Origin of the sequence: Pseudomonas sp. D3-27, from assembly GCF_051132165.1 — a bacterium.
In the GTDB taxonomy this organism is placed as follows: Bacteria; Pseudomonadota; Gammaproteobacteria; order Pseudomonadales; family Pseudomonadaceae; genus Aquipseudomonas.
This window is the reverse complement of record NZ_CP071667.1, coordinates 1981417-2004336: the sequence shown is the minus strand read 5'-3', so window position 1 is coordinate 2004336 and position 22920 is coordinate 1981417. Positions and strand designations below refer to the sequence as shown.

Here is a 22920-nt window from a genome sequence, read left to right as displayed (position 1 = left end):
TCCGACATGCCAGCTCTTTACGTAATGATTCCGGCCGCGCTGCTGATCGTAGCGATCGCCGTCTACATATTCTTCTGGGCCGTGGACAGCGGCCAATACGACGACCTCGACGGCCCGGCCCACAGCATCCTGTTCGACGAACAAGACCCGAACCATAAGGCCGCGGTGGAAGAAGCAAGCGGCGAGGCCCAGAAACCGGACGACAAGGCGCCGCCCCATGCTTGATCTGGCGCCGCTGTTGATATCGGCCGTCATCCTCGGCCTGCTCGGCGGCGGCCACTGCCTGGGCATGTGCGGCGGTCTGATGGGCGCCCTCACCCTGGCGATTCCCAAGGAACAGCGCAGCCGGCGTTTTCGATTATTGCTGGCGTACAACCTGGGGCGGATCCTGAGTTACGCCACGGCGGGCTTGCTGATCGGACTGGCCGGCTGGGCCGTCGCCAACAGCCCGGCGGCGATGATCATGCGGGTGCTGGCCGGTCTGCTGCTGATCGCCATGGGCCTGTATCTCGCCGGATGGTGGAGCGGCCTGACCCGTATCGAGGGGATCGGCCGGGGCTTGTGGCGACACATCCAACCCGTCGCCAACCGCCTGCTGCCGGTATCAAGCCTGCCACGGGCCTTGCTGCTCGGCGCGCTGTGGGGGTGGCTGCCATGCGGGTTGGTCTACAGCACCCTTCTCTGGTCCGCCAGCCAGGGCAATGCGCTGGACAGCGCGCTATTGATGCTCGCCTTCGGCCTGGGTACCTGGCCGGTGCTCCTCGCCACTGGCCTGGCGGCCGAGCGTGTCACCGCCCTGTTGCGTAAACGCAGCGTGCGCATGGCCGGTGGGTTGTTGGTGATCGTCTTCGGCATCTGGACACTGCCGGGGCCGCATCAGCATTGGCTCATGGGTCATTGACCGAGTCGCGATGAGGCCATCATCGACCACACTCATTCGCTGTTGACGCAAATCAACACGCCCTTTTCCACGCCCCCCTAGACTCGCGACCATGCCAGCCTATCCGGGGAACGCCCGCATGCTCGACGCCATCCGTTGGGACTCAGACCTCATCCGCCGCTACGACCTGGCGGGACCACGCTACACCTCTTATCCTACTGCGGCACAGTTCGCCGGCCAGGTGGGCACCTTCGACCTGCTCCACGCCCTGCGCGACAGCCGCAAGGCACACAGGCCACTGTCGCTGTACGTGCACGTGCCGTTTTGCGCGAACATCTGCTACTACTGCGCCTGCAATAAAGTCATTACCAAGGATCGCGGTCGTGCCCACACCTACCTGCGACGCCTGGAGCAGGAAATCCAACTGATCGGCTGCCATCTGGCCCCTTCCCAACGCGTGGAACAACTGCACCTGGGCGGTGGCACGCCGACGTTCCTGAGCCACGACGAGCTGCGCCAACTCATGGCCAGCCTGCGCAAGCATATGAATCTGGTGGACGACGATTCCGGCGACTACGGCATCGAAATCGATCCACGGGAAGCCGACTGGTCAACCATGGGCCTGCTGCGGGAGCTGGGCTTCAACCGGGTCAGCATCGGCCTGCAAGACCTCGACCCTGCCGTGCAGCGAGCCGTCAATCGCCTGCAGAGCCTGGAAGAAACCCGGGCGGTGATCGAAGCCGCCCGGACCTTGCAGTTCCGCTCGATCAACATCGACCTGATCTATGGCTTGCCCAAACAAACGCCGGAAAACTTCGCTCGCACGGTCGAAGAAGTCATCAGCCTGCAACCGGACCGTCTCTCGGTTTTCAATTACGCCCACCTGCCGGAGCGCTTCATGCCGCAGCGGCGGATCGATGGCCAGGACCTGCCTACCCCGGTGCAGAAACTGGCCATGCTGCAAGGCACCATCGAACAGCTGACCGCCGCCGGTTATCGCTACATCGGCATGGACCACTTCGCCCTCCCCGACGACGAACTGGCGATCGCCCAAGAAGAAGCGACCCTGCAGCGCAACTTCCAAGGCTACACCACCCATGGGCATTGCGACCTGATCGGCCTCGGCGTGTCAGCCATCAGCCAGGTCGGCGATTTGTACTGCCAGAACAGCAGCGACCTGACCCACTACCAGAACACCCTTGCCGACGGGCAACTGGCAACCAGCCGCGGGCTGGTGTGCAACGCCGACGACCGTTTGCGACGCGCCGTGATCCAGCAGTTGATCTGCCATTTCTCGCTGGCGTTCGCCGAGATAGAGCGAGACTTCAATGTCGACTTGCGCGGTTATTTTGGCTCTTTATGGCCGCAACTACAGACGATGGCAGCCGATGGGCTGCTCGAATTGACGCAGACCCATATCAACGTACTGCCCGCGGGGCGCCTGCTGGTGCGTTCTGTCTGCATGGTGTTCGACGGTTATCTGCAGCAACAAAACCGCCAACGTTTTTCCCGGGTCATCTGAGCGCGACGATTTGACGGGAACACCGCACTGGCCGGAGTTTGTGCGCTGGGTTACCCTTACGTCTTATGTGTGTTTTCCCACAAGGATTTAAGAAATGTCCGAGCCAGTCAAATCCCGCGCTCACAGCCAGGCCCATTGCAAGGATTGCAGCCTGGCCCCTCTATGCCTGCCACTTTCGTTGAATCTGGAGGACATGGACGCGCTGGATGACATCGTCAAACGGGGACGGCCGCTGAAAAAAGGTGAGTTCCTGTTTCGCCAGGGCGATGGCTTCGACTCGGTTTACGCAGTGCGCTCGGGCGCCCTGAAGACGTTCAACCTGAGCGACGGTGGCGAAGAGCAGCTCACCGGTTTCCATCTGCCCAGCGAGCTTGTGGGCCTGTCGGGCATGGACACCGAGACCCACCCGGTCTCGGCCCAGGCACTGGAGACGACTTCGGTGTGCGAAATTCCTTTTGATCGTCTCGATGAGCTGGCGGTGCAGCTGCCGCAACTGCGTCGACAATTGATGCGGGTGATGAGCCGGGAAATTCGTGACGACCAGCAAATGATGCTGTTGCTTTCGAAGAAAACCGCGGACGAACGCATCGCCACGTTCCTGGTCAATCTCTCGGCGCGTTTTCGTGCCCGCGGGTTTTCGGCCAATCAGTTTCGCTTGAGCATGTCCCGCAATGAAATGGGCAACTACCTGGGCCTGGCCGTGGAAACCGTGTCCAGGGTGTTCACCCGCTTCCAACAGAACGCGTTGATCGCAGCCGAAGGCAAGGAAATTCATATTCTCGACCCGATCCAGCTCTGCGCCCTGGCCGGCGGCTCGGTCGAAGGCTGACGCGCTCGCGCGGCTGAGGCTTTCGCCCCGTCGCGCTATACTGCCGCGTTTGCAGCCAGCCAGGACACCTCGACGATGGTCTTCGACTCCTTCGACATCAAATCCCTGATCCGCCCCGTGATCGACTTCCCCAAACCAGGCGTGATCTTTCGCGATATCACTCCGCTGTTCCAGTCGCCCACTGCCCTGCGGCTGGTCATGGACAGCTTCGCCCATCGCTATGTCGAGGCCGAGTTCACGCACATCGGCGCGATGGATGCCCGGGGGTTCCTGATCGGCTCGATCCTGGCCTATCAGTTGAACAAGCCGCTGGTGTTGTTTCGCAAACAGGGCAAGCTGCCAGCCGACGTACTGGCCGAGGGTTACCAGACCGAGTACGGCGAAGCCTTTCTTGAAGTGCACGCCGACAGCCTGTGCGAAGGGGATTCGGTGGTGATGTTCGATGACCTGATCGCCACTGGCGGAACGTTGATCGCCGCCGCCAACCTGATCCGCCGCATGGGCGCCAGGGTCCATGAAGCCGCGGCGATCATCGACTTGCCGGAACTGCTCGGCTCCCAGCGCCTGGAAGACATGGGCATCCCGACGTTCTGCCTGACGCAGTTCTCCCTCAGCGAAAAATAACCTGGCCAAATCACATAACCCATTGTGGGAGCGAGCCTGCTCGCGATGGCGGTAGATCTGTCGATACCTATACTGGCTGACACACCGCTATCGCGAGCAGGCTCGCTCCCACAAGGGATTCGTGTTGCGGCTACAACGCGATTGGCTTGCGCCCGGCAAACGAATGCGCCAGCGTCCCGCCGTCCACCAACTCAAGCTCCCCACCCAACGGCACGCCATGGGCGATGCGGGAGGCGACCAGGCCTTTATTGCTGAGCAGTTGGGCGATGTAATGCGCAGTGGCTTCGCCTTCGACCGTCGGGTTGGTGGCGAGGATGACTTCGGTAAACGTGCCCGCCTCCTCGATCCGCGCCATCAACTGCGGGATGCCGATGGCTTCAGGCCCCAGGCCGTCGAGCGGTGACAAGTGCCCCTTGAGCACAAAGTAACGGCCGCGAAAGCCGGTCTGCTCCACCGCATAGACATCCATAGGCCCCTCGACCACGCAGAGCAGGCTGTCGTCCCGTCGCGGGTCGGCGCATTGCGGGCAAAGATCGTCCTCGGTCAGGGTGCGGCACTGGCGACAATGCCCGACACCTTCCATGGCTTGGCTCAACGCCTGGGCCAGGCGAGAGCCGCCGCTGCGATCACGCTCGAGCAGTTGCAACGCCATGCGCTGGGCGGTTTTCTGACCCACGCCCGGCAAGGTTCGCAGGGCATCGATCAGTTGGCGGATCAAAGGGCTGAAGCTCATGGGGGAAACGTCCGACATAACAACGAGACGCGGTTTATACCCGCGCCTCCGATTAGCGTCAAATACTCAATCGCGCGCTACTCGCACCACCAACTTGCCGAAATTTCGCCCCTCCAACATGCCGATGAAAGCCTGGGGCGCATTTTCAAGACCGTCGACCACGTCCTCGCGGAACTTGACCTTGCCATCGCGCACCCAAGGCGCCATGGCGCTGATGAATTCCGGCTGGCGATCACCGTAATCATCGAACACGATGAAACCCTGGATGCGCACGCGCTTGGTCAACAGCGTGCGTTGTAGTTGCGGCAGGCGATCCGGGCCACTTGGCGGCTGATGATCATTGTAGGATGCGATCAAGCCGCAAAGCGGGACGCGCGCCTTGGCGTTGAGCAGCGGCACGACCGCATCGAAGACCTTGCCGCCGACGTTTTCGTAATAGATATCGATACCTTGATCGCAAGCCCTGGCAAGGTCTTCGGCGAAATTTGCGCTTTTATGGTCAATACAGGCGTCGAAACCCAGCTCATCGACCACGTACTTGCATTTTTCGCCACCGCCGGCCACCCCCACCACCCGCAAGCCCTTGATCTTCGCCACCTGGCCAACCACGGAGCCCACGGCGCCCGACGCCGCCGCCACGACCAGGGTTTCCCCGGCCTTGGGCTGGCCAATGTCCATCAATCCCATGTAGGCCGTCATGCCCGGCATCCCCAACACCCCCAGCGCCATCGAGGGGCTGGACAAGCCGGAAGGGATCGGAATGACATTGCGGCCATCGCTGATGCAGTGGCTCTGCCAACCCGTGGCCCCCACCACCAGATCACCCTCTTGGAATTTCGGATGCATCGAGCGCTCTACGCGGCTGACGGCACCACCGGTCATCACCTCATCGATCTGCACCGGCGCAGCGTAGGAAGGCGCGTCACTCATGCGCCCGCGCATGTAAGGGTCCAGTGACAGGAAGAGCGTCTTGAGCAGGATTTGTCCTTCGGCCAGATCGGGCAACGTCACGTGTTCAAGTCGAAAGTTTTCAGGGGTTGGCGCACCTTGGGGGCGCGAGGCCAGCACGATGCGCTGATTGGAAATCGATGACATGGAGGCGTCTCCTAGTTCGTTGAGCGTACACGTATAGGGAGCAGACCATTGCCTTGGGGGCGCGTTCGATGTTTATGCCTGGATAGCACGGTGCAGCCTGCTCCGGACGGCGTTCCGACGAAAGCAGTCGAACAGAGACCCCATTGCTCCTGCCAGAAACAAAAATGCCAGGCGCGATGCCTGGCATTGTGTGTAGCCCATCCCGAGCGCGATGGCGAATCAGAACGGCAGTTTCATGCCCGGCGGCAGCTGCATGCCAGCGGTCATGCCGGACATCTTGTCCTGGCTGTTCGCTTCGATCTTGCGCACTGCGTCGTTGACGGCGGCGGCGAACAGGGCTTCGAGCATTTCCTTGTCGTCTTCGCTCAGGCCTTCGACCACGCTCGGGTCGATGCTGACGCGCTTGATATCGTGGCGACCGGTCATGACCACCGTCACCATGTCGCCACCGGATTTGCCGGTGACTTCAGCGTTGGCCAGCTCTTCCTGCATCTTGGCCATTTTTTCCTGCATCTGCTGCGCCTGCTTCATCAGGCCGGCCATGCCACCTTTCATCATGGTAATCACCTCGAAAGTACTTGGATAAACAACGCGCCCGGCCTGCCCGGCCCGGCGCCTTCAGTTATGAGCCCTGGGTGACCGGGGCCTCGACAGGTTCGATAGTATCGTGACGGACCACGGCGCCGAACTGTTGCATCATCTGTTGGATGAACGGATCGTTCTGGATCGATTCCTCGGCTTCGCGCTGACGGTCGGCGCGGCGCCGGGACGCGGCCTGAGCCGGGGTTTCCTGCTCGGGCTTGATCAGCTCGATGGTCAACGTGAGAGTGCGCTGGTGGTACTGGTTCAGCGCATCGTTGAGGCGACGCTGTTGGGTTGCGTTGAACAGCGCGCTGTGGGCCGGATCCAGGTGCAGCAGCCAATGGTCGCCCTCGACCGAGATCAAGGTGCAGTTGGCGGCGATGCTACCGGTCATGCCGCTGATTTGCAGCTTGGGGAACAGCTCCAGCCATTGCAGGGCCAGCCCAGTGGCGGGCATTGCCGCCGGTTCAGGTTCTGGCTCCGGTGCCGGTTCGGCGGCATGTTCGCTGGCCAGGTCGTCCAGGTAGCTGTAGGCCGAATCGATGTCCGGCTCGATGTAGTCCTCGTCCAGCGGCGGCTCATCGTCCAGATCGATGCCCGGCGTCGCGACCTCGACGTCGGCCACCGTCGGCTCCGGCATTGGCGCAGCCACCCACTCGGGTGCATCGGGCACCACGCTGTCGGGTGTCGGCAGGGGCATCGGCGGCAACTCGGGCTGCTCGGCGATGGTTTCCAAAACGGGCTCGACGGCGGGTTGCTGGACAACTTGCGGCTCGACCGGGTCGTTCCAAGGCAGGTCGATGACTTCTTCGGCGACGGGCTCGGGAAGCGCCTCGACGACCGGTTCGGGCTCTGGCTCAGGCGTGACGACAACAGGCGCCGGGGCCGGAATCGGCTGGGCTGCGGGCGCCACCGCCGTAGGAGCAGGAGCCGCTGCCGACGCAACAACGGGCGTGGCAGCCACTGGCTTGGCGGAATCAGCTGTGGCCTGGCTGATCCCCACTGGCTTTAGCGCTTGTCTCGGGGCGTCCGCGGTATCGGCCGGCCGGAACGCAAGCATTCGCAGCAGCACCATCTCGAAGCCGCCGCGCGGATCCGGTGCCAGTGGCAGGTCGCGACGGCCGATCAGGCCCATCTGGTAATAAAACTGTACGTCTTCGGCCGGCAGCGCCTGGGCCAAAGCCAACACGCGGTCCCGGTCGCCATGGCCGTTGTCGACCCCCTCGGGCAAGGCCTGGGCGATGGCGACACGGTGCAGCACGTTGAGAATCTCCGAGAGCACGCCATTCCAGTCCGGCCCCTGCTCGGCCAGGTGACGCACCGCTTCGAGCAATGCCTTTGCGTCCCCTTCGATCAGCGCAGTCAAAACGTCGTAGACCTGGCCGTGATCGAGGGTGCCCAGCATGGCGCGCACCTCGGCGGCCATGACCTTGCCTTCGCCGAAGGCAATGGCCTGGTCGGTCAGGCTCATGGCGTCACGCATCGAACCGTCGGCGGCTCGTCCCAGCAGCCACAGCGCATCGTCCTCGAACGGCACGTTCTCCACGCCCAGCACATGGGTCAGGTGCTCGACGACCCGTTCCGGCGTCATGTTCTTCAGAGAGAACTGCAAGCAGCGCGACAAAATCGTTGCGGGAAGTTTCTGCGGATCGGTGGTCGCCAGGATGAATTTGACGTAGGGCGGCGGTTCTTCGAGGGTCTTGAGCAGCGCATTGAAGGAATGGCTGGAGAGCATGTGCACTTCGTCGATCAGGTAGACCTTGAAGCGTCCACGGCTCGGGGCGTACTGCACGTTGTCGAGCAGCTCGCGGGTATCCTCGACCTTGGTGCGGCTGGCGGCGTCGATTTCGATCAGGTCGACGAAACGACCTTCGTCGATTTCCCGGCAGACCGAACATTCGCCGCAGGGCGTCGACGTAATACCGGTTTCACAGTTCACGCACTTGGCGATGATCCGCGCAATGGTGGTCTTGCCCACGCCGCGGGTACCGGTGAACAGATAGGCATGGTGCAGCCGCTGGCTGTCCAAGGCATTGATCAGAGCCTTGAGCACATGGGTCTGGCCGACCATTTCGCGGAACGAGCGCGGACGCCATTTACGTGCAAGAACCTGATAACTCATCGAAAACCGTCGCAACGAAGGAACATAAGCGGCTAATGCTAGCGGAGCAGGGACGAAATTGCATCCGGTGCGCTCGTCTAATCTGGCTAAGCTAGGTTCAGCAGCTCGGTTGTCGACAGTTTTTTGTACAGTCAGGAGAGTTTATGCGTTCGGCCATGGGGGCTTTGCTGTTGTTGGGGACGGGGTGTTTCGCTGATGAGGTTCCCTTGCGTTTTGCCGTCACCGATGGCTGGGCCATGCCCATGGTGCAGATCGACAGAGGCCGCCCGACCCAAGGCATTCTGACGGACGTCATGACCAGCCTGGCGACCCAGGTGGGCATGCCTGCGCAATTCCATGTCTTGGCCCGCGCGCGGCTGGACAGCGCCATGGAGCAGGGCGAAATAGACATGCGCTGTTATGTCTCGCCTGATTGGGTGAAGGATATTGAGGGCGACTATCTCTGGAGCGTCCCGCTGTTCTTCCAGCGCGATGTGCTTGTCGGTTCGCCCGGCGCTCCCGCTGCCATCACGCCGTCGGCACTCACACAACAGCCCATCGGCACCGTGCTGAGCTACAGCTACCCCACCCTGCAGCCATTGTTCGACAGTGGCCACCTGCGGCGCGACGACGCCCGCAGCCAGGATCAGGTCCTGGCGAAACTGCTGGCCCGGCGATACCGCTATGCGGTCAGCAATCAATGGGCGCTGGACTGGTTCAACCAGCGTCACAGCGCTGACCGACAGCTGCGCCAAGTCGCTGTCCTGCAGGAACAACAGTTGAGCTGCTATGTGCGCAATGATCCGAAGATTCCCGCACAGCGCATCCTGCGTACCTTGTCGAACATGAAGAGATCCGGGGAAATCGACGCGATCATCCAGCTATATACTGGCCGCAACGAAGGGTTGCGGGACGGCGATGCGTCTCCATGATCAACGGGTCGGGCCTGACGCTGTGGCGGCGCCCTGTGGTTTCGTCAGCCATCGGCACGAGCGTGATATCGCAGAACAGGAAGGTATCTGGCAAACCTTGCGAACGAAGGCCTGGGGGCGTTAAGGAGGCAACCCCACCAGCCACACCCCGGCACACAATGTTCCCGCTGTGGCTGCTTCCTTCCGGATCTGACCAGGTTCACGGGTAATCGTTGCGGGGGGACCGATGGGGTCACCATAACGACGCCCGCCTTGCGGCGAGCCGCGCCATTGTACCTATCTGACAAGAAGTTACAACCGTTCGTGTCGGATTAAAAAAATCCATGAGGTTCAAGTACTTGCTATGGGAAGAACCTCTTTCGCAATCGCCTCGGCCATTCAGATAGAAACTACAACAGCACCTCATCCGCCCGGCCACCCTCCTCCTGGATCACCAGATGGATGAAATGCAGTTTGGTGATTACTGCCGCCGGTACGACGAACGGGTAGAAATCCGGCTGGCCCATGCTGCGCGAGAGTTCGTTGAGCATTCCGGCCAGTTCGATCCAGGCGTTGACGAATGAAAGGAACGCCTTGCCGCCCGCATGCTCGGGGTCGAACAGGGTTTCGGGAGGAAATGGCTGGTAGTCGAAATCCATTTCCCGCGCACTCATGCCGAAGCCGAGCGCCGTGTCGACGGCGTCCATCATGTGCAGGTAATGGGCCCAGGTTTCAGCCCAGTCCTCCCACGGGTGCATGGTGGCGTAGGCGCTGACGTAACGGGCCTGCCAATCCAGTGGCGCGCCTTGTTGATAATGCCGCTCCAACGCTTCGGAGTAGCTTGCGCGCTCATCGCCGAACAAGGCGCGAAACGGCTCCAGCCAGTGTCTGTCGGCAACCAGCCGGTCCCAGAAATAATGGCCGACCTCGTGGCGAAAATGCCCGAGCAAGGTCCGATACGGCTCGTGCATCTGCTGCCGCACGTGCTCGCGGTGAGCATCGTCGGCTTCCTTGATGTCGAGGGTGATAAGGCCGCTGGCGTGCCCGGTCGTCGGCGGTTTCCCGTCGGGGTCGACGCCGATGAAATCAAAGGCCAGGCCGATGTTTTCGTCGGCGCTCTTGGGGATGACCGGCAAGCCGAGGGTAATCAGTTGCGCCACGAGGCGGCGCTTGGCGGTTTCGACCTTGCGCCAGCGCTCGGGGTTTTCCGGGATCGAGAGGTCAGGAATCGTGCGATTCAGGCTGCAGGCGATGCACAGTGTGTCGTGCCCGTTGGCTGGTAACAGCCAATTGCACGCCGCCGGGGTGTCGAGATTGGCGCAGCGGCGAAACAGTCCGGCCTGCGGGTCGACGTCCAGGAGCCAGGTATCAGGTTGCTCGCCGGGCTGAAGGGACGAAAGGCGGCTCTGCTCCGGCTGATACCCCAACGCCGCCAGGCACGCCAGGCATTGGCTGTTGCGAAAGAACAATGACTGGCCGCAGCGGCACGGCCAGACTTTGCTGTTGCGTGACCGATCACCCAGGAACGGCGCGGCGATGCGTGAGCTCAGTTGTTCGAAAAAGCGGTACATGGCGATCTCTCCCAGGAGCCTGCAAGACTAGATCACCTGATGCTCATGATCGTTCCAAAACGCTGTGTCATGACCCCGATAACCGTGGCGAGGGAGCTTGCGCCCCCGCCACAAAAGCCAAGCCTCAGAGCGCGACGCCATGCCCTGTCAAGAACTCGACAAACGCTTGTTCGTCGAGCACCTTGAGCCCCAATTCATTGGCTTTGGTCAATTTCGATCCAGCGCCCGGCCCGGCCACCACGCAGTGGGTTTTCGCCGACACGGAACCGGCCACCTTCGCCCCCAGGCTTTCCAACTTGTCCTTGGCGACATCGCGACTCATCAGCTCCAGCGAACCGGTCAGGACCCAGGTGTGCCCCGCTTCAGGCAAGCCCTCGACAACTTTCTTCTCGCTCCGCCAGTGCATGCCGAAATCCCGCAGTTGCTGCTCGGCAGCCAAGGCCTGTTCACGATTGGCGGCGATGGCGAAGAATTCGCGCACGGCGTTTGCCTGCTTTTCCGGCAACGCCTGGCGCATGTCCAGCCAGTCGGCATCCATGACGGCTTCGAGGGAACCGAACTTGTCCGCCAGTTTCTGCGCGCCGCCCGGCCCGACCGAAGGAATGTGCAGCTTGTCGAGGAAGCCTCCCAGGGTAGTACTGGCGGAAAATTCCGCGCTCAGTTCGCCCTGGTCCTGGATCTCCAGGCCATGGCGCAGCAGATCCTTGATGACCTGGCGATTGTGCGGGTCTTCGAAGAAGCTGTGGATCTCGTGGGCAACTTCCAGGCCGACATCCGGCAGGTACGTCAGCACCTGCGGCAGCGCCGCCTGCACGCGCTCCAGTGAACCGAGGGAGCGGGCCAGGACCTTGGCGGTCTCCTCGCCCACGTCGGGAATGCCGAGGGCGTAGATAAAACGCGCCAGACTCGGCTTCTTGCTGTCGACGATCGCTGACAGCAGATTCCTGCTCGACAGCTCGGCGAAGCCTTCCAGGTCGACGATCTGCTCGAACGTCAGCGCATACAGGTCAGCCGGCGACCCCACCAGGCCTTCGTCCACCAATTGTTCAACGCTCTTCTCGCCCAGCCCTTCGATATCCATGGCCCGGCGCGAGACAAAATGAATGATTGCCTGCTTGAGCTGCGCGCCACAGGCCAGGCGACCGACGCAGCGGTACACCGCGCCTTCGCTGACGGTTTCACGGCCCTTGCTGCGCTTGATCAGTTGCGTGCGTTCGACGTGGGAACCGCAAACCGGACATTGCTGCGGCACTGCCACCGGACGGGCATTGACTGGACGACGCTCGGTGACGACTTGCACCACTTGCGGGATGACATCACCGGCTCGGCGAATGATCACCGTGTCGCCGATCATCAGGCCCAGGCGCGCCACCTCGTCCATGTTGTGCAACGTGGCGTTGGCCACCGTCACGCCAGCCACCTTGACCGGCTTGAGCCGCGCCACGGGCGTGACGGCGCCGGTGCGGCCGACCTGGAACTCGACGTCCAGCAGTTCGGTAAGCTCTTCGCTGGCAGGGAATTTGTGAGCGATAGCCCAGCGAGGCTCCCGCGCGCGAAAACCCAGTTCGCGCTGTGACGCGATGCTGTTGACCTTGAACACCACGCCGTCGATTTCGTAGGGCAGCGAACTGCGCCGCTCACCAATGTCACGGTAGTAATCCAGGCATTCGTCGATGCCGTGGGCCAGCTTCAGCTCGCGGCTGATGGGCATGCCCCAAGCCTTGAGTTGTTTGAGATTGCCAATGTGGGTATCGGCGATGTCCGACGTCACCTGGCCGATGCCATAGCAGCAAAACTCAAGGGGACGATTGGCGGTTATCCGGGAGTCCAACTGGCGCAGGCTGCCTGCGGCAGCGTTGCGGGGGTTGGCGAACGTCTTGCCGCCCGCCTCCAGCTGGGTGGCGTTCAAGCGCTCGAAACCGGCCTTGGACATGTACACCTCGCCGCGCACCTCCAGCACCGGTGGCCAGCCGCTGCCTTGCAACTTGAGAGGAATGTTGCGCACGGTGCGCACGTTGACGCTGATGTCTTCGCCCGTGGTGCCGTCACCGCGCGTCGCGCCGCGCACCAGCATGCCGTCTTGATACAACAGGCTGACCGCCAGGCCATCGAGCTTCGGCTCGCAACTGTATTCCACCGCCGCGCCGCCGCCGAGCAAATCGCCCATGGGCAGGTCGAGGCCTTCGGTCACTCGCCGGTCGAACTCGCGCAAAGTGGTTTCGTCGAACACGTTGCCCAGGCTGAGCATCGGGATTTCGTGACGCACCTGGCTGAAGGCCGACAGCGCCACGCTGCCGACTCGCTGGGTCGGGGAATCGCTCGTCACCAGCTCCGGGTGTTGTTCTTCCAAGGCTTTGAGCTCATGGAAAAGACGATCGTACTCAGCGTCCGGAATGGAAGGTTCATCGAGGACGTGATAGCGGTAATTATGCTGGTCCAGCTCGGTGCGCAGCTCTAGGATGCGGGTTTCGACGGCGCTCATGGTGTTCTCTCATAAAGCAAAAGAGCAGCCTGGGCTGCTCAATTTTCTCAAGACGTTGAGGGGTACTTCGCACCCCAGCGGGAGCAAGCTCCCTCGCCACAAGAGGCTCTCCAACCAAGGGGAGCCGATCTCATCGCTCAACGCTTCTGGGTCAGCGCACGGCGTTCGAATTCGACAATGCGCTGGCGGTAGTGCTCGATGGTCTGAGCCGTCAGCACGCTGCGTTGGTCGTCCTTCAATTCGCCGTTGAGCTCCTGGGCCAGCTTGCGCGCAGCGGCCACCATCACGTCGAAAGCCTGCTTGGGATGACGCGGGCCTGGCAGGCCCAGGAAGAAGCTCACCGCCGGCGTGCTGAAATGATCGATGTCGTCCAGGTCGAACACGCCAGGCTTGACGGCGTTGGCCATGGAGAACAACACCTCGCCATTGCCTGCCATGCTTTCGTGGCGATGGAAGATGTCCATCTCGCCAAAACGCAGGCCGCTTTCCAGGATGTTCTGCAACAGCGCAGGGCCCTTGAAGCCGGCCGGGTCGCGGCAGATCACGCTGATCACCAGCACTTCTTCGGCCTGGGCCTGTTCCCTGTCGCCGCTGGATGACTTGCTCTCGTCCGGGAAATCACCGTCACGGCTGTTGAAGCTCGGCCCGCCATCGAGGTCGAGGTTCAGGTTCAAATCACCCTGGGACGGTTCGCTGTTGCGCTTGCCGCGCTTGGAACCCGACTCCCGTGGCTCACGGGCAGGCGCGCTCATGGACGGCAAATCGTGTTCGTCCAGCTGCGGCTCCTTGTGGGTGTCCAGCACCCGGGGCGGGCCCAACAGCTCGGCGCTGTCATCCTCATCGGGGAGGTTCGACAGGCTGCGATCCAGGCGAAAGTTGAGTTTGCCCTTGCCGCCGCGCATGCGACGCCAGCCGTCGAAAAGAATACCGGCAATGACAATGATGCCGATGACGATCAGCCACTCGCGCAGACCGATTTCCATTTAATCCCGTGCCTCTATAAAAATGCTGAAAAATAAGGGGCTTAGCTATTTGCAAACCGCTTTAAAACGTGGCGCCAACTCTATGTTCTGAATGGCGTTTTGCCCACGCATACGAAAAATTGACATTAAACTAGCACGACCAAAGATAACTTTACACCGTCTGTCGCATAGGCTTGTGCCCAATCTGTGAATTGAACATCAGCCCCAAGGGTAAAAAACACCTACAGCGTTCAAAACAGAAGCCCTGCGAGCCTTTGTTCAGGCGTCCACCATGGCCATGGCCTCCTCCACATCCACCGCCACCAGCCGCGAACACCCCGGCTCATGCATGGTCACGCCCATCAACTGGTCGGCCATTTCCATGGCGATCTTGTTGTGGGTGATGTAGATGAACTGCACCGTTTCGGACATTTCCTTCACCAGCCGTGCGTAACGGCCGACGTTGGCGTCGTCCAGTGGTGCGTCGACCTCATCGAGCATGCAGAACGGCGCCGGGTTCAGTTTGAAAATGGCAAAGACCAGAGCCAGCGCCGTCAGCGCTTTTTCGCCGCCGGAGAGCAAATGGATGGTGCTGTTCTTCTTGCCGGGAGGACGCGCCATGATTGTCACCCCTGTATCGAGTAGATCTTCGCCCGTCAGTTCCAAGTAGGCGCTACCACCACCGAAAACTTTTGGGAAAAGCGCCTGCAAACCGCCGTTGATCTGATCAAAGGTATCCTTGAAGCGGTTGCGGGTTTCCTTGTCGATCTTGCGGATGACGTTTTCCAGGGTCTCCAGCGCCTCCGCCAGATCGTCGTTCTGAGCGTCCAGGTAACGCTTGCGCTCTGACTGCTGCTGGTACTCGTCGATGGCCGCCAGGTTGATTGCCCCCAGGCGCTGGATGCGCTGGGCGATGCGCTCAAGTTCGTCCTCGGCGTCCTTTTCGTTCGCCCCGGCCACCAGGGTGGCGAGCACGCCGTCGAGGTCGTAGCCGTCTTCCAGCAATTGGTCCTGCAAGGCTTTGCGCCGCACCGTCAAGGCCTGCCACTCCATGCGCTGCTGCTCCATCTGGCCACGGATCAGCTGCGATTGCTGCTCGGCCTGGCTGCGGCGCTTCTCAGCGTCGCGCAGTTCGCGGTCGGCATCCTCCAGGGCAATCTGTGCAGTCTTGAGTTCTTCGTCGACACTCATGCGTTTGTCGAGCAACTCTTCGAGCTTGAGGCGCAGTTCTTCCAGTGGCGCCTCGCCCTCTTCCAGGTTGAGGCTCAACTGCTCACGCTTTTCGGTCAGGCGCTCGGACTGCATTTCCAGACGTTCCAGGGCCTGGCGTGTGGAATCGTGCTGGGCCCTGAGCGAGCCCAGGCGTACCGCCAGCTGATGGGCATGGTCTTTGTGCTGGCGCGCTTCCTGGCGCACGCGGTCCAGGCGTTCACGCAGGCTCTCGCGCTGGGCCAGCAGCAATTCACGCTGTTCGGTATCCACCGCCATCGCATCAAGGGCTTCTTGCAATTGCAGGCGCGCCTCGCCGATCTGTTCGTGTTCCAACGCCCGCTGCTCGCCCAACTCGGCGATTTCTTCGTCAAGACGGGTACGACGCAGGGCCAATTGTTCGACCTTGGCCTTGCCGGCAGACAGCTGCGCCTTGAGTTCGCCCTGCTGGCGCGCTTCATCTTGCAACAGCCGACGCAGGTGTTCGCGGCCGTTTTCCTGTTGGCGCTGTTGCGCCCGCAGGTTCTGTAGTTCGGTTTCCAGGGCTTCGACGCTGGCCTCGCGCTCTTCGCGCTCGGCGGCCAGGCGCTGGATTTCCTGGCCTCGGGCGAGCATGCCGCTCTCGGCTTCAGAGGCCCGGCGAACCCGCAGGAAATGCCGCCCGACCCAATACCCGTCGCGGCTGATCAGGCTTTCGCCGGCTGCCAATTGCCCACGCAAGGCCAAGGCGTGCTCGAGGCTGTCCACCGGCTTGACCTGCCCCAGCCAAGGCGACAGGTCGACCTGGGCTTCGACCTTGTCCAACAGACTCCCTGGCACCCGCACGCCGTCGCCGGCCGGGCTGAGCAGGCGCAGATCGCCCTGGCTGAAACCGGAAAGATCGAACCCGGCGAAATCATCCACCAGCACTGCTTGCAGATCGGCGCCCAGCACGGTTTCCACCGCCAGTTCCCAGCCGGCATCGACCTTCAAACCTTCGGCCAGGCGCGGGCGCTCGGCCAGGTGCTGGTCGCGCAGCCATTCCGCAGTGCCGGTGCCAGGGTCCAACGCGGCTTGCTGCAAAGCCTCCAGCGAGGCCAGCCGCCCATTGAGCCGCTGCAATTCGCCCTGGGCCTGTTGCTGGTTCTGCAAGGCCAGCTGCAAGGCTTGGCGCAGTTGTTCAAGGCGTTCGACCTGGGCATCTTCGCTGGCTTGCAAGTCCTCGAGGGTGGCCTCGCTGGCCGCCAGTTGCTCGCTCAGCTCCAGAATCGCGGCGTCTTCCGGATCCGCGGCGAGCAAGGCGCGCTCTTCAGACAGGCGACGCTGACGTTCGGCCAGGCGCTCCATGCTGGTTTCCAACTGCTGGATGCGCGACTGCTGGACTTCTGCCTGGCGCCGCGGCTCGGCCGAGGTCAGGTTGAAACTGTCCCACTGCTCTTGCCAACCATGCATGGTCAACTCGGCTTCTTCCAGGGCTGCGGCGGCCTCTTCGGCGGCGGCGCTGGTGAGTTCCTGCTCCGGCGTGAGCCGCTCCAGCTCTTCGCCGAGGGTCAGCAACAAGGTGCGATCGTGGCCCAGGTGGGATTCGGTTTCCAGGCGTGCGCGCTCGGCCTCCTTCAAATCTTCCTGCAACTGGCGCAGGCGCTGCTGGCCGTGCTGGATGCTTTGCTCGACCCTGGCAATGTCGCCTCCCACGGAATAGAAGCGCCCTTGCACCAGGTTGAAGCGCTCGGAAAGTTCATGGTGCCCGTCGCGCAGGCGCTCGATGGCGGCATCGGCGTTGCGCTGCTCGGCCACCAACGCTTCGAAGCTGACTTCCTGGTTGCCGATGATCGCCTCGCGCTGGCCCACCTGTTCGTTCAACGCCTGCCAGCGCAGGGCCGACAGTTGGGCCTTGAGCTGGCGCTCTTCGGCTTTGTATTCCTGGTATTTCTTTGCCGCCTCGGCCTGGCGATGCAGGCGTTCGAGCTGGCGCTCGAGTTCTTCACGCAGGTCAGTCAGACGCGCGAGGTTTTCGTGGGTACGGCGGATGCGGTTCTCGGTCTCGCGACGCCGTTCCTTGTATTTGGAGATGCCGGCGGCTTCTTCGATGAAGTTGCGCAGGTCCTCGGGCTTGGCCTCGATCAGCTTGGAGATCATGCCCTGCTCGATGATCGAATAGCTGCGCGGTCCCAGGCCGGTGCCTAGGAAGATGTCGGTGATGTCCCGGCGACGGCATTTGGCGCCGTTGAGGAAATAGCTGTTCTGGCTGTCACGGGTCACTTTGCGGCGGATGGAAATTTCCGCGTAGGCCGCGTATTCGCCGATGAGGGTGCCATCGGAATTATCGAACACCAGTTCGATGCTGGCCTGACTCACTGGCTTGCGGCTGGTGGAGCCGTTGAAAATGACGTCGGTCATCGACTCGCCGCGCAGGTTCTTGGCCGAGCTTTCGCCCATCACCCAGCGCACGGCGTCGATGATGTTCGACTTGCCGCAACCATTGGGCCCGACCACCGCCGCCATGTTGCTGGGGAAGTTCACCGTCGTCGGGTCGACGAAGGATTTGAACCCCGCCAGCTTGATGCACTTGAGTCGCACGTCAGGCCGCCGTCAGGGCCGAAACCACCAGATCGCAACTGCGCTGGGCGTAAGCCGTCAGCACAGTGCGGATCTGCGGCAGATCACGGGCCAGCACGGCCGCGAGCAGGCGCTGGAACAGGTCGAGGAATTCGCTCATTTCCGCCTTGCGCTGCTCAAGAGCCAGGAAATAGGCGCGGCTCATGGCCGGTTGCAGGTTTTCAACGGTTTCCTGCAGATAAGGGTTGTTGGCAAAGGGATAGGCTGCTCGCATCACGCTGAAGCTATCGTCGACGAACGTACGGATGTCCTGGCGCTCGTAGGCTTCCTTGAGGCGCTGCTGGATCGCCACGAACGGCGCCATGTCGGCCTGCTCTTTCCAACCATGCGCCACTGCATTGCCCAGCAGGATATAGAGCTCGCTCATCAATGCGCAAAGGCTGCGCACCTTGTGTTCGGTGAGCTCGGTGACGTGGGCGCCACGGCGCGGCAAGATGGCGATCAGGTGACGCCGCTCCAGGATCAGCAAGGCCTCGCGGACCGAACCGCGGCTGACATTGAGCGCCAGCGTAACCTTCTGCTCCTGGATGCGCTCTCCCGGCTTCATTTCGCCGCGAATGATGCGCTCGGCGAGATGATGGGCGATTTGCTCGGCGAGGCTGTCCGGGGCCTTGAACGTCATGGTTGTCCTTCAAACTCTTCAGATCTGCACAAGCGGCGCAGTGTAGCGCACTCAATACGTCATGGCGCAGGGCCTCCACCTGGTTTTTGGCACGATATAAGCAAAAAGTGCCTGCCCTCTTGGTGAAAGAGAGCCTGTGAGAGCGAGCTCGCTCCCAAGGGTTTTATCGACAAAACGGTATTTCTTGACCTTTAAGTCAGAAAATCATTGACCGAAAAGTCAGAACTGCTAAATTCAGCTCACGTCGATACAACAATAATGAATCTGCGAGGCCTTCCGTGATCCAGTTTTTACTCAACCAGGAACTCCGTAGCGAGCATGCCCTGGACCCGAACCTGACCGTGCTCAATTACCTGCGCGAACACGTTGGTAAACCCGGCACCAAGGAAGGCTGCGCCAGCGGCGACTGCGGCGCATGCACCGTGGTGGTGGGCGAATTGGAGACGGACGCAGAAGGTGGCGAGCGTATTCGCTACCGCAGCCTCAATTCGTGCCTGACCTTCGTCTCGTCGCTGCACGGCAAGCAATTGATCAGCGTCGAAGACCTCAAGCACGATGGCCAGCTGCACAGCGTCCAGCAGGCGATGGTCGATTGCCACGGTTCGCAATGTGGTTTCTGTACCCCGGGCTTCGTCATGTCGTTGTTCGCCCTGCAAAAGAACAGCGAGCAGCCCGACGCCCATAAGGCCCACGAAGCGTTGGCCGGTAACTTGTGCCGCTGCACCGGTTACCGGCCGATCCTGGCCGCCGCCGACCAGGCCTGTTGCGCCAAGCAGCCCGACCAGTTCGACGCCCGTGAGGCCCAGACCATTGCCCGCCTCAAAGCCATCGCACCGACCGAGACCGGAGAACTCAACAGTGGCGACAAACGCTGCCTGGTGCCACTGACCGTGGCTGACCTGGCCGACCTCTACGACGCCTACCCACAAGCACGGCTGCTGGCCGGCGGCACTGACCTGGCGCTGGAAGTCACCCAGTTCCACCGCACCCTGCCGGTGATGATCTACGTGGGCAACGTCGCCGAACTCAAGCGCGTCGAGCGTTTCGATGATCGCCTGGAAATCGGCGCGGCCACCGCGCTTTCCGATTGTTACGAGGCCCTGCAAGCCGAATATCCGGACTTCGGCGAACTGCTGCAGCGCTTCGCCTCGTTGCAGATCCGCAACCAGGGCACCCTGGGCGGGAACATCGGCAACGCCTCGCCCATTGGCGACTCGCCGCCCCTACTGATCGCCCTCGGCGCGCAGATTGTGCTGTGCAAAGGCCAGACTCGCCGCACCCTGGCCCTGGAAGATTATTTCATCGATTACCGGGTCACCGCCCGCCAGGAAAGCGAATTCATCGAAAAGATCATCGTGCCCCGGGCCAGCGCCGAGCAAGCGTTTCGCGCCTACAAAGTCTCCAAGCGCCTGGACGACGACATTTCCGCCGTGTGCGCGGCGTTCAACCTGCGCATCGACAACGGCATGGTCCGCGAGGCACGTGTGGCCTTCGGTGGCATGGCCGCGACCCCCAAGCGCGCCAAGCACTGTGAGGCCGCGCTGATCGGCGCGCCCTGGACCGACAGCACCCTCGAACGCGCCTGCGCGGCCCTGGCGGAGGATTTCACGCCCCTGTCGGACTTCCGCGCCAGCAAGGAATATCGCCTGCTCAGCGCCCGCAACCTGCTGCGCAAATATTTCATCGAACTGCAAACGCCCCACATCGAGACTCGGGTGACCGCTTATGTCTAATCATCACGCCGTAGAAAAGACCCAAGCCGAACTGGCGCAACTGTTCGCCCTCGACCTCACCACCGGCGTGGGCCGCAGCGTCAAGCATGACAGCGCCGCGAAGCACGTTTCAGGCGAGGCACAGTACATCGACGACCGCCTGGAATTCCCGAACCAATTGCACGTCTATGCCCGGCTCTCGGACCGCGCCCACGCGCGGATCCTGCGCATCGACACCGCGCCTTGCTACGCCTTCGAAGGCGTGCGCATCGCCATTACCCACCAGGACATCCCGGGCCTGAAGGACATCGGCCCGTTGCTGCCCGGTGACCCGCTGCTGGCGATCGACGATGTGCAGTTCGTTGGTCAACCCGTTCTGGCCGTTGCCGCCAGGGATCTCGAAACGGCGCGCAAGGCAGCCATGGCGGCCATAGTCGAATACGAGGACCTGGAACCGGTGCTGGATGTGGTCGAGGCGCTGCGCAAGCGGCATTTCGTGCTCGACAGCCATACCCACCAGCGCGGCGATTCAGCCACGGCGCTGGCAAGCGCCGAACATCGCATCCAGGGTTCACTGCACATCGGCGGCCAGGAACATTTCTACCTGGAAACCCAGATTTCCTCGGTGATGCCCACCGAAGACGGCGGCATGATCGTCTACTGCTCGACCCAGAACCCCACCGAAGTGCAAAAGCTGGTGGCCGAAGTGCTCGGCGTGTCGATGAACAAAGTGGTGGTGGACATGCGTCGCATGGGCGGTGGGTTCGGCGGCAAGGAGACCCAGGCCGCCAGCCCGGCGTGCCTGTGCGCCGTCATCGCGCACCTCACCGGCCAGCCGACCAAGATGCGCCTGCCCCGGCTCGAAGACATGCTGATGACCGGCAAGCGCCATCCCTTCTACATCGAATACGACGTCGGCTTCGACAGCACCGGTCGTCTGCACGGCATTGCCTTGGAACTGGCTGGCAATTGCGGCTGCTCGCCGGACCTGTCCGCCTCGATCGTCGACCGAGCGATGTTCCATGCCGACAACGCCTACTACCTTGGCGATGCAACGATCAACGGCCACCGCTGCAAGACCAACACCGCCTCGAACACCGCTTACCGTGGTTTCGGCGGCCCCCAAGGCATGGTCGCCATCGAAGAGGTGATGGACGCTATCGCCCGGCACCTGGGGCTCGACCCCCTGGCGGTGCGCAAGGCCAACTACTACGGCAAGACCGAGCGCAACGTCACGCATTACTACCAGACCGTCGAGCACAACATGCTCGAAGAGATGACCGCCGAGCTTGAACAAAGCAGCCAATACGCCGAGCGCCGCGAAGCGATCCGCCGCTACAACGCAGGCAGCCCGATCCTGAAAAAGGGCCTGGCGCTGACACCGGTGAAGTTCGGCATTTCGTTCACCGCCAGCTTCCTCAACCAGGCCGGCGCGTTGATTCACGTCTACACCGACGGCAGCATCCACCTCAATCACGGCGGCACAGAGATGGGCCAAGGCTTGAACACCAAGGTCGCCCAAGTGGTGGCCGAGGTATTCCAGGTGGAAATGGACCGCGTGCAGATCACCGCGACCAACACCGACAAGGTGCCGAACACCTCGCCCACCGCCGCGTCCAGTGGCGCCGACCTGAACGGCAAGGCGGCGCAGAATGCCGCCGAAACCATCAAGCGGCGCCTGGTGGAGTTCGCCGCGCGGCAATACAAGGTCAGCGAGGAAGACGTGGAATTCCACAACGGCCACGTGCGGGTGCGCGATCACATCCTGACCTTCGAGGCACTGGTTCAACAGGCGTATTTCGCGCAGGTCTCGCTGTCGAGCACCGGTTTCTACAAGACCCCCAAAATCTACTACGACCGCAGCCAGGCCCGTGGCAGGCCGTTCTACTACTACGCCTACGGCGCGGCGTGCGCCGAGGTGATCGTCGATACCCTCACCGGCGAGTACAAGATGCTGCGCACCGACATCCTTCACGACGTCGGCGCCTCGCTGAACCCAGCCATCGACATCGGCCAGGTCGAGGGCGGATTCATCCAGGGCATGGGCTGGCTGACCATGGAAGAACTGGTGTGGAACGACAAGGGCAAGCTGATGACCAATGGTCCGGCCAGCTACAAGATCCCCGCCGTGGCTGACATGCCATTGGATTTGCGGGTCAAGCTGGTGGAAAACCGCAAGAACCCCGAAGACACGGTGTTCCACTCCAAGGCCGTGGGCGAGCCGCCGTTCATGCTCGGCATCGCCGCGTGGTGCGCCATCAAGGACGCCGTGGCGAGTCTGGGGGATTACCGGCATCAACCGAAGATCGACGCGCCGGCGACGCCGGAGCGGGTGTTGTGGGGGTGTGAGCAGATGCGGCAGTTGAAGGCTGTGAAGCCTGCGCAAGCCGAGGTCGAGTTGGCTTCACTTTAAACCGCGGCGCGGCCTTCGCGAGCAGGCTCGCTCCCACAGGGACCGCGTTGCAAATGTGGGAGCGAGCCTGCTCG

Annotated in this window: 17 protein-coding genes and 1 other RNA gene; 8 read left to right on the top strand and 10 right to left on the bottom strand. The window is 62.1% G+C overall.

Translation table 11 applies throughout. The annotated features are described in order from the left end of the window. Positions 1–6: 6 nt before the first annotated feature. From ccoS to J3P92_RS09290, 5 genes are all read left to right on the top strand, one after another. On the top strand, positions 7–225 hold the full coding sequence (ccoS, locus tag J3P92_RS09310; protein WP_420764716.1) for a cbb3-type cytochrome oxidase assembly protein CcoS: 219 nt from the start codon (positions 7–9) through the stop codon (positions 223–225). Then, positions 218–901 carry a sulfite exporter TauE/SafE family protein gene (locus J3P92_RS09305; RefSeq protein ID WP_434563238.1) on the top strand — a complete coding sequence of 228 codons (684 nt, stop codon included), beginning with the start codon at positions 218–220 and terminating at the stop codon, positions 899–901. The genes ccoS and J3P92_RS09305 overlap by 8 nt, the downstream gene beginning before the upstream one ends. 118 nt (positions 902–1019) lie before the next feature. Then, positions 1020–2402 carry an oxygen-independent coproporphyrinogen III oxidase gene (gene hemN / locus J3P92_RS09300; RefSeq protein WP_434610524.1) on the top strand — a complete coding sequence of 461 codons (1383 nt, stop codon included), beginning with the start codon at positions 1020–1022 and terminating at the stop codon, positions 2400–2402. 94 nt (positions 2403–2496) lie between these two features. Further along, positions 2497–3231, top strand: coding sequence for a fumarate/nitrate reduction transcriptional regulator Fnr (fnr, locus tag J3P92_RS09295; RefSeq protein WP_420764719.1), 735 nt, complete (start codon positions 2497–2499; stop codon positions 3229–3231). A 75-nt stretch (positions 3232–3306) separates the two neighbouring features. Beyond that, on the top strand, positions 3307–3855 hold the full coding sequence (locus J3P92_RS09290; RefSeq protein ID WP_420764720.1) for an adenine phosphoribosyltransferase: 549 nt from the start codon (positions 3307–3309) through the stop codon (positions 3853–3855). Between the two features lie 130 nt (positions 3856–3985). On the opposite strand, the gene recR is transcribed toward J3P92_RS09290, so the two are convergent. The 4 genes from recR to dnaX form a co-directional block, all read right to left on the bottom strand. Then, positions 3986–4588, bottom strand: a complete 603-nt coding sequence (gene recR / locus J3P92_RS09285) for a recombination mediator RecR (RefSeq protein ID WP_181286939.1) — start codon at positions 4586–4588, stop codon at positions 3986–3988. A gap of 66 nt (positions 4589–4654) precedes the next feature. Beyond that, on the bottom strand, positions 4655–5683 hold the full coding sequence (locus J3P92_RS09280; protein ID WP_434650496.1) for an NADP-dependent oxidoreductase: 1029 nt from the start codon (positions 5681–5683) through the stop codon (positions 4655–4657). Positions 5684–5902: 219 nt separating this feature from the next. Next, complete coding sequence (locus tag J3P92_RS09275) at positions 5903–6241, bottom strand: YbaB/EbfC family nucleoid-associated protein (RefSeq protein ID WP_003183512.1); 339 nt, start codon at positions 6239–6241, stop codon at positions 5903–5905. A 64-nt stretch (positions 6242–6305) separates the two neighbouring features. Next, on the bottom strand, positions 6306–8387 hold the full coding sequence (gene dnaX / locus J3P92_RS09270; protein WP_434650494.1) for a DNA polymerase III subunit gamma/tau: 2082 nt from the start codon (positions 8385–8387) through the stop codon (positions 6306–6308). 143 nt (positions 8388–8530) lie between these two features. On the opposite strand from dnaX, the gene J3P92_RS09265 reads away from it, so the two are divergent. Then, positions 8531–9298: a substrate-binding periplasmic protein gene (locus J3P92_RS09265; protein ID WP_434650492.1), complete on the top strand. Its 768-nt coding sequence runs from the start codon at positions 8531–8533 to the stop codon at positions 9296–9298. Positions 9299–9430: 132 nt separating this feature from the next. On the opposite strand, the gene ffs is transcribed toward J3P92_RS09265, so the two are convergent. The 6 genes from ffs to J3P92_RS09235 all read right to left on the bottom strand — a co-directional run bounded on the left by ffs (position 9431) and on the right by J3P92_RS09235 (position 18721). After that, positions 9431–9527: signal recognition particle sRNA small type (gene ffs / locus J3P92_RS09260), an RNA gene on the bottom strand. 160 nt (positions 9528–9687) lie between these two features. Continuing rightward, entirely contained in the window at positions 9688–10848 is a 1161-nt protein-coding gene (locus tag J3P92_RS09255; RefSeq protein ID WP_434650491.1) for a zinc-binding metallopeptidase family protein, read from the bottom strand. Between the two features lie 124 nt (positions 10849–10972). Further along, positions 10973–13330, bottom strand: coding sequence for an NAD-dependent DNA ligase LigA (gene ligA, locus J3P92_RS09250; protein ID WP_434650489.1), 2358 nt, complete (start codon positions 13328–13330; stop codon positions 10973–10975). 137 nt (positions 13331–13467) lie between these two features. Continuing rightward, a complete protein-coding gene (gene zipA, locus J3P92_RS09245) occupies positions 13468–14313 on the bottom strand; it encodes a cell division protein ZipA (RefSeq protein WP_434650487.1) in 846 nt (281 codons plus the stop codon). Positions 14314–14571: 258 nt separating this feature from the next. After that, the gene (gene smc, locus J3P92_RS09240; RefSeq protein WP_434650485.1) at positions 14572–18060 is read right to left on the bottom strand and encodes a chromosome segregation protein SMC; all 3489 of its coding nucleotides are present in this window, start codon (positions 18058–18060) and stop codon (positions 14572–14574) included. 1 nt (position 18061) lies between these two features. Continuing rightward, positions 18062–18721: a GntR family transcriptional regulator gene (locus J3P92_RS09235; protein WP_420764728.1), complete on the bottom strand. Its 660-nt coding sequence runs from the start codon at positions 18719–18721 to the stop codon at positions 18062–18064. A gap of 278 nt (positions 18722–18999) precedes the next feature. On the opposite strand from J3P92_RS09235, the gene xdhA reads away from it, so the two are divergent. Beyond that, entirely contained in the window at positions 19000–20454 is a 1455-nt protein-coding gene (gene xdhA, locus J3P92_RS09230; RefSeq protein WP_434650483.1) for a xanthine dehydrogenase small subunit, read from the top strand. Then, complete coding sequence (gene xdhB, locus J3P92_RS09225; RefSeq protein WP_434650482.1) at positions 20447–22846, top strand: xanthine dehydrogenase molybdopterin binding subunit; 2400 nt, start codon at positions 20447–20449, stop codon at positions 22844–22846. Before xdhA ends, xdhB begins: the two co-directional genes overlap by 8 nt. Positions 22847–22920 lie beyond the last annotated feature (74 nt).